This window comes from Pseudomonas sp. P5_A2_2, from assembly GCF_054177685.1.
Map to the genome: position 1 here is coordinate 1 of NZ_JBGCUL010000178.1, position 7099 is coordinate 7099.

Consider the following 7099-nt stretch of genomic DNA (forward strand, 5'->3'; position numbering starts at 1 on the left):
GACTGAAACACCGCAATCGCGAGCAGGCTCACTCCTACAGGGAATTGTGTCGCCTGTGGTATTGGATTTGGGGCAGGATGACACGCGGCTGGTGGCGAGGCTGTCCGGCGACACCCACCTGCTACTGGAAATCGGCGCCCCCGAACTGGACCTGGTTCTGCGCTTCCGCGCCCACGCCCTCATGCAGGCGCTGGAAAGCAAACACCTGCACGGCGTGATCGACCTGACGCCAGGCATCCGTTCCCTGCAAATTCACTATCAGCCCGAACAACTGCCGCTGTCCGACCTGCTCGGCATCGTCGCCGGCGAATGGGACGCCGTATGCGCCGCCAAAGACCTGCAAGTACCGTCGCGCATCGTTCATCTGCCGTTGTCCTGGGACGACCCGGCGTGCCAGTTGGCCATCGAGAAATACATGACCACCGTGCGCAAGGACGCGCCATGGTGCCCGAGCAACCTGGAGTTCATCCGCCGCATCAATGACCTGCCGAACCTCGATGAAGTGCAACGCACGRTGTTCGACGCCAGCTATCTGGTGATGGGCCTGGGCGATGTCTATCTCGGCGCACCGGTCGCCACCCCGCTCGACCCGCGCCATCGCCTGGTGACCACCAAGTACAACCCGGCGCGCACCTGGACCGCGGAAAACTCGGTGGGCATCGGCGGCGCCTACATGTGCGTCTACGGCATGGAAGGCCCCGGCGGCTATCAGTTTGTCGGGCGCACGCTGCAGATGTGGAACCGCTACCGCGAAGTCGCAGCCTTCGATGGCAAACCGTGGTTGCTGCGGTTTTTCGATCAGATCCGTTTCTACCCGGTCAGCGCCAATGAACTGCTGCGCATCCGCCGGGATTTCCCCCTCGGGCGCTTCGACCTGAACATCGAGCACAGTCAGTTGAATCTGGCGGATTATCAGGCGTTTCTGGCGCAGGAAGCCGAGACCATCGGCGCGTTTCGCAATCAGCAAAAAGGCGCGTTCAACGCCGAACGCGAGCGCTGGATCGCCAGCGGCCAGGCCCATTTCGACAGTGAAGAACCGGCCCCGGAGGCGACCGCAGAGGCGCCGCTGGCCAGCGGCCAACAGAGCGTCGACAGCCATATCGCCGGCAACCTCTGGCAGGTTCAGGTCGAGGCCGGTTGCCACGTCGAGGCCGGTGACGTGCTGGTGATCCTGGAGTCGATGAAGATGGAAATCCCCCTGCTCGCACCGATGGCCGGCGTGGTGCGCGAGATTCGCGTGCAACCGGGTTCGGCGGTGCGCGCCGGACAGCGCGTCGTGGTGCTGGAACTCGACTGAACCCATTTTGCCAAGGACTCATGCCATGAACATCAACCTGCAACTCGACGCCCTGCGCAGCGCTTATCGCCACGGCAACCTTACCCCCCGGCAACTGCTGCTGAACCTGCGGGACAAAGCCGCCGCGCTGAACCCGGACTATCACCTGTTCATCCACTTGCTCAGCGCCGAAGAACTGGAACCTTACCTCGCCGCCCTCGACGATCGCGCTCCCGACAGTCTGCCGCTGTATGGTGTGCCGTTCGCGATCAAGGACAACATCGACCTGGCGGGCATTCCGACCACGGCGGCGTGCCCGGCATTTGCCTACGTGCCGCAGCGTTCGGCGACCATCGTCGAGCAACTGCTGGCCCTCGGTGYGATTCCGTTGGGCAAGACCAACCTCGACCAGTTCGCCACGGGGCTCAACGGCAGCCGCTCACCCTACGGCGCGTKCCCCAACAGCGTGCTGCCGCAGTACCCATCGGGCGGATCCAGCGCCGGTTCGTCGCTGGCGGTGGCGCTCGGCGTCGCGAGTTTTTCCCTGGGCACCGACACCGCAGGGTCCGGACGCGTGCCGGCGGCGTTGAACAATCTGGTCGGGATGAAAGCCACCAAGGGCCTGATCTCGACGGCCGGCGTCGTACCGGCCTGTCGTACGCTGGATTGCGTCACCACGTTCACTGCCACCGCCCGGGAGGMCAGTCAGTTGCTGGCACTCACTGCGCGCCTCGATCCACGGGACGAATACAGCCGCAGCAACCCGTTGTGGAACGACGGCTCGGCGTTCGGCACACCGCGGCCGTTCCGTTTCGGCGTGCCGCGCGCGCAGGATCTGCAATTTTTCGGTTGCCCTGAAGGCCCGCTGTTGTTCGGTGATGCCATCGACCACCTCAAGGCCTTGGGCGGCGAAGCGGTGGAACTGGACTTGTCACCGTTTCTGGAGGCCGCCCGCTTGCTCTATGAAGGCCCGTGGGTGGCCGAGCGCTACAGCGTGGCCGGGGAGTTGATGGCGCAAAATCCCGAGGCCGTGTTGCCGGTGATTCGCGCCGTATTGGCCAAGGCGTCCGCCGTCGACGGCGTGCAAACCTTCCGCGCCCAATACCGCCTGCAAGCGCTCAAAGCCCTGTGCGACAACGCGCTGGAAGGCCTCGACTGTGTCGTCACGCCGACCATCGGCCGCCCGGTGACGCTGGCTGAACTCGAGGCCGAACCGGTGCTGCGCAATTCGGAACTGGGCTACTACACCAACTTCATGAACCTGCTCGACTACGCCGCTGTCGCCGTGCCCAGCGCCTTCATGGACAACGGCATGCCTTGGGGCGTGACGCTGTTTGGCCGGGCCTTCACCGATCAGTATCTGCTGAGCGTGGCGGATGCCCTGCAGCGTCAGCAAGGCCTGGCCGCACCTGCCCCGGCGCCGGTTGCACGCCATGATCGGGCGCGGCTGGTGGTCTGCGGCGCGCACCTGGACGGGCTGGCGTTGAACTGGCAGCTCAAGCAGCGCGGCGCCCGCCTGGTGGAATCGACATTCAGTTCGCCGGACTATCAACTCTATGCCCTGGCCGGCGGCCCGCCGTTTCGTCCGGGCATGGTCCGGGTGAAGGGTGGCGGCGTGGCGATTGCGGTGGAAGTCTGGGAGTTGCCAAGCAGCGAGTTGGGTTCGTTCCTGACCGGGATTCCGGCACCGCTGGGATTGGGCAAGGTACAACTGGCGGATGGTCGCTGGGAAAGCGGGTTTATCTGTGAGGCCTATGGGTTGGAGGGTGCGGTGAACATCAGTCATTTGGGCGGGTGGCGGATGTATCTGAAAACCCTGCGATAAACACACATCCCCTGTGGGAGCGAGCTTGCTCGCGATGGCGTCAGCACATTCACGATTGATGTGACTGACATACCGCAATCGTCGGATCGCCGCTCGGAGCAAGCTCGCTCCCACAGGCTCCTGCACGAAGCCTTGCAACTGACCGTGAACATCGGCCTCACCACCCTGCAGCCCGATGACACCTTGCACAGCCTGCTGTCGCGGGCGGATCATGCGATGTATCGGGCCAAACAAAGTGGCCGCAACCGAACCTGCGTAGAGAAGTCTCACTCCGTCCATGAACCAGCCTGAGCTCTGCCCCGCCTGCGGCGCCCCCAACGACTGCACCCTGGCCGACCCGCGAACCGCTGACCGCGCCTGCTGGTGCTACGGCGTCAGCATCGACCCGGCGGTGCTCCAGGCGCTGCCGACGGAACTGCGCAACGCCTCGTGCCTGTGCCCGCGTTGCGCCGAAGTCGAGACGCAGTTGCAAGCAGCGCCCGAATCGTTCTAGTAAGATGCGCGCCCCTTTCCTCACTGATCCTTAGTCATGCGCGTCGACCGTTTCCTCAGCAACCTGCCGTGCTTCAACCGTAAGCAGGTACGCCTGTTGCTGGTGGAAAAACGCGTCAGGGTTGACGGAAAAGTCGTCAGCGACCCGCACAGCGAAGTCCGCGAATTCAGCCGCGTCGAAGTCGACAACGACGTGCTGCAAGTCGGTAAACCGCTGCGCCACTTCATGCTGCACAAACCTGCCGGTTGCGTCAGCGCTACCAAGGACCCGCAGCACCCAACCGTGCTCGACCTGATTGATGAACCGGACAAGGAAGAACTGCACATCGCCGGACGCCTGGACTTCAATACCACCGGTCTGATGCTGATCACCAACGATGGCAGCTGGTCGCGACGCTTGACCCAACCACAGACCAAACTGCCCAAGGTCTATTACGTCGAAACCGAACAGGACATCGGCCCCGAATACGCGGTCAAGTTCAGCCAAGGGCTGTACTTCGCCTTCGAAGACCTCACCACGCAACCGGCCGGGCTAGAGCTGCTCGGGGCAAAATGCGCACGCCTGAGCATCGTCGARGGTCGCTACCACCAGGTCAAGCGCATGTTCGGCCACTTCAACAACAAGGTGATGCGCCTGCACCGCGAACGCATGGGGCCGCTGGTGCTCGACGACGCGTTGAAACCGGGCGAATACCGCTCACTGAGCGATGCAGAGATCGGATTGATCTAAGCAGGCGACCGCCGAGCAGAAAGTTGTCGAACAATTTACCAATGGCACTTGCGCGATGACGTGACCCCTGCTTGAATCAGGACGTCGGCCGAAATGTGACCGACGAGTCACCACATACTTCCAAGAAACTTTTTGCCGGTAGGAACCCAAGGGTTCCGGCCTCATCCGGCAGACTGCCCGCCAATAACAATACCCGTCGACCGGACTGCAGTGGATCGACATGGGCCTCTCAAATTCCAGGCGTATGCCTACCTGTCACAAAGCTCGTGCAATCTCTATTTGCGCGCATACCCGCTTGCCAGGAGTCTTATGACATGAGGCCAGAAATCGCTGTGTTGGATATACAGGGTCAGTATCGGGTTTACACGGAGTTCTATCGCGCAGACGCCGCAGAGAGGACCATTATCCTGGTCAACGGCTCGATGGCCACGACTGCGTCGTTTGCACAAACCGTGAAAAACCTCCATCCGCAGTTCAACGTCGTCTGCTACGACCAGCCCTACGCGGGCCGGTCAAAAGCCCACAACCTGCATGAAAAAATGCTCACCAAGGAAATCGAAGGGCAGATCCTGCTCGAGCTGATCGACCACTTCGCCGCCGAGCACGTGCTGTCGTTTTCCTGGGGCGGTGCCGCGACCATGATGGCGTTGTCGCAACGGCCACGGCGCATCGAAAAAGCCGTGATCAGCTCGTTCTCCCCGGTGATCAACGCGCACATGCTTGACTACCTCGAGCGTGGCGTCGAACACCTCAGCAACCTGGACCGCGACCGGGTCGGGCATCTGGTGAACGACACCATCGGCAAACACCTGCCGTCGTTGTTCAAGCGCTTCAACTATCGCCACGTCAGCTCCCTGGCCGAACATGAGTACGGGCAGATGCACTTCCACATCAACGACGTGCTGCACAACGATCGCCAGTGCTACCTGCACGCGGCAAAAAAAATCGACGTGCCGGTGCTGTTCCTCAACGGCGAATGGGACGAATACACCGCCGCCGACGACGCCCGGTTGTTCGAAAGCCACGTGCAACACAGCACGTTCAGTACCATTCAGGCCACCGGCCACTTTCTCGACATGGAGCACAAAGCCGCCTGCCGAGACAGCCGCAACGCACTGATGGGCTTCCTGAAGCCAGCGCAACACGAAAGCCGACCGCGTTACCACAAAGCCCAGGAACACCATGCATTGGCAAACTGAAGTAGCGTCATCGCGAGCAAGCCCCACCCTGCTGCGTTAAACGTATTCTGCAGGCGCGAGGCTTGCCCGCGATCGACCGTCATGCGATTCGGGCTTTTTTGTCACATTTGCGTTAAACCCGCTCCACGTAAAGAAAAACTTCAAATCCGCGGCCGTATCTGGTACAAAGTCAGCGCTCTGAGCGGGTGTCGTATAATGGCATTACTCCAGCTTCCCAAGCTGATAACGAGGGTTCGATTCCCTTCACCCGCTCCAATCGAATTTTGATCTCACGTCAGGGTGGTTTTGACGGGGGATGCAGAGACAGAAAAAACCGGTCTTGATGGCCGGTTTTTTTATGCCTGAAATTCGAGTGTCACGTGTTTACGGCAAAACCTCGCAATACACAAAATAGGTAATGACAGGCTTACCCAAAGCCTTTGCCACAGCGCCCTCCTAGACTCGAAGCCTATCGCTTTCCCGCCGAACCCAGGAAGGTTTGGTAGGTATAGTGTTGATAACAAAATCTTAGTAGGTATAGTAACCACAAGCACACCACAGGGAGGTGATGTGAATAGCCGATTTTTGATAAGCCAACTCGTTGCGGACGGCTGGTATCTGGTACGAATCAGAGGCAGCCATCATCACTTCAAGCACCCGACCAAACCGGGGCTGGTGACAGTCCCTCACCCGAAGAAAGATCTGCTCAAGAAAACGGCCATCAGTATTTTGCAACAGGCGCTGCTCTAAGGAGCCCGATGCGCTAGGTCCGTGGAGGACAATGAACATGCTGTACCCAATTGCAATTTCAATGGGCGACGACCAACACGCCTGGGGTGTGGAAGTCCCCGACATTCCGGGCTGCTTTTCCGCTGGGGAAGACCTGGATGACGCGATGGCCATGGCGCGGGAAGCCATTGAAGGCCACTTCGAGATTCTGGCCGAAGACGGTTCGCCAATTCCCCCCGCCAATAAAGTGACCTTACATGCTGCCAACCCAAAGTACGCGGGGTGTGCGTGGGCGCTGGTGGACATCGACGTAACCAAATATCTGGGCAAGGCCCAGAAGCTGAACATCACGTTGCCTGGCTACCTCCTCAACCGGATTGATGAGTACGTACTGCATCACCCGGAAGAGAAAAGCCGTTCGGGCTTTCTGGCCTCGGCGGCACTCAAGGTCTTGCAACAGAGCTGAAAACCTTGCTTTTGACATGAATAAACCGGTCCCAAGTGGCCGGTTTTTTTGTGGGCGGGATTTGATGAAGGGCCCGTCGAAGTCAGTGCAAAGACCCACTTTTAAAGGCCCAACGGAGATCAACGCTAGAAAAAGCAACGTCCTACACGACACTGGGAAATGTCCGTACACTTGCGCATTGCTGTGCCTTTGTCATGAGACCTATAGTCCGACCGCGCCCAAATGGCGTATCGGGTTTGGCGACTCGGTAACAACGGTACAGAAGGCTCCGAGGATTTCTCGGAGCACTTTTGATCACGCTTGGCTGCTTTTTCGGTAGCTGTGCGTGGGAGACCTTCGGGTCTGCCGGTTTTACCATTGTCCGGTTCGCCAACCCGCGTACAGCTACCACCCTATTGTTTGG

7 protein-coding genes, 1 tRNA gene and 1 pseudogene are annotated in these 7099 nt (G+C 60.2%); all 9 read left to right on the forward strand.

Features of this window, described 5'->3' with window-relative positions; genetic code table 11:
- On the forward strand, positions 1 to 1297 hold a 1297-nt coding region (locus tag ACXRVY_RS13095), incomplete at its 5' end, for a carboxyltransferase domain-containing protein (protein ID WP_458237528.1).
- A 25-nt stretch (positions 1298 to 1322) separates the two neighbouring features.
- Entirely contained in the window at positions 1323 to 3101 is a 1779-nt protein-coding gene (gene atzF, locus ACXRVY_RS13100; protein WP_458237529.1) for an allophanate hydrolase, read from the forward strand.
- Between the two features lie 93 nt (positions 3102 to 3194).
- Positions 3195 to 3392: pseudogene (locus ACXRVY_RS13105) on the forward strand (diguanylate cyclase domain-containing protein); the annotation flags it as partial.
- Entirely contained in the window at positions 3379 to 3594 is a 216-nt protein-coding gene (locus ACXRVY_RS13110; RefSeq protein WP_223462977.1) for a cysteine-rich CWC family protein, read from the forward strand. The pseudogene ACXRVY_RS13105 and the gene ACXRVY_RS13110, both read left to right, overlap by 14 nt.
- Before the next feature lie 36 nt (positions 3595 to 3630).
- Entirely contained in the window at positions 3631 to 4323 is a 693-nt protein-coding gene (locus tag ACXRVY_RS13115) for a pseudouridine synthase (RefSeq protein ID WP_223462976.1), read from the forward strand.
- A gap of 314 nt (positions 4324 to 4637) precedes the next feature.
- Complete coding sequence (locus ACXRVY_RS13120) at positions 4638 to 5522, forward strand: alpha/beta fold hydrolase (protein ID WP_223462975.1); 885 nt, start codon at positions 4638 to 4640, stop codon at positions 5520 to 5522.
- A 181-nt stretch (positions 5523 to 5703) separates the two neighbouring features.
- Positions 5704 to 5777 (forward strand) — tRNA-Gly (locus ACXRVY_RS13125).
- A 294-nt stretch (positions 5778 to 6071) separates the two neighbouring features.
- The gene (locus ACXRVY_RS13130) at positions 6072 to 6251 is read left to right on the forward strand and encodes a type II toxin-antitoxin system HicA family toxin (RefSeq protein WP_077184214.1); all 180 of its coding nucleotides are present in this window, start codon (positions 6072 to 6074) and stop codon (positions 6249 to 6251) included.
- A 37-nt stretch (positions 6252 to 6288) separates the two neighbouring features.
- Entirely contained in the window at positions 6289 to 6696 is a 408-nt protein-coding gene (locus ACXRVY_RS13135; RefSeq protein ID WP_095945156.1) for a type II toxin-antitoxin system HicB family antitoxin, read from the forward strand.
- Positions 6697 to 7099: the final 403 nt, after the last annotated feature.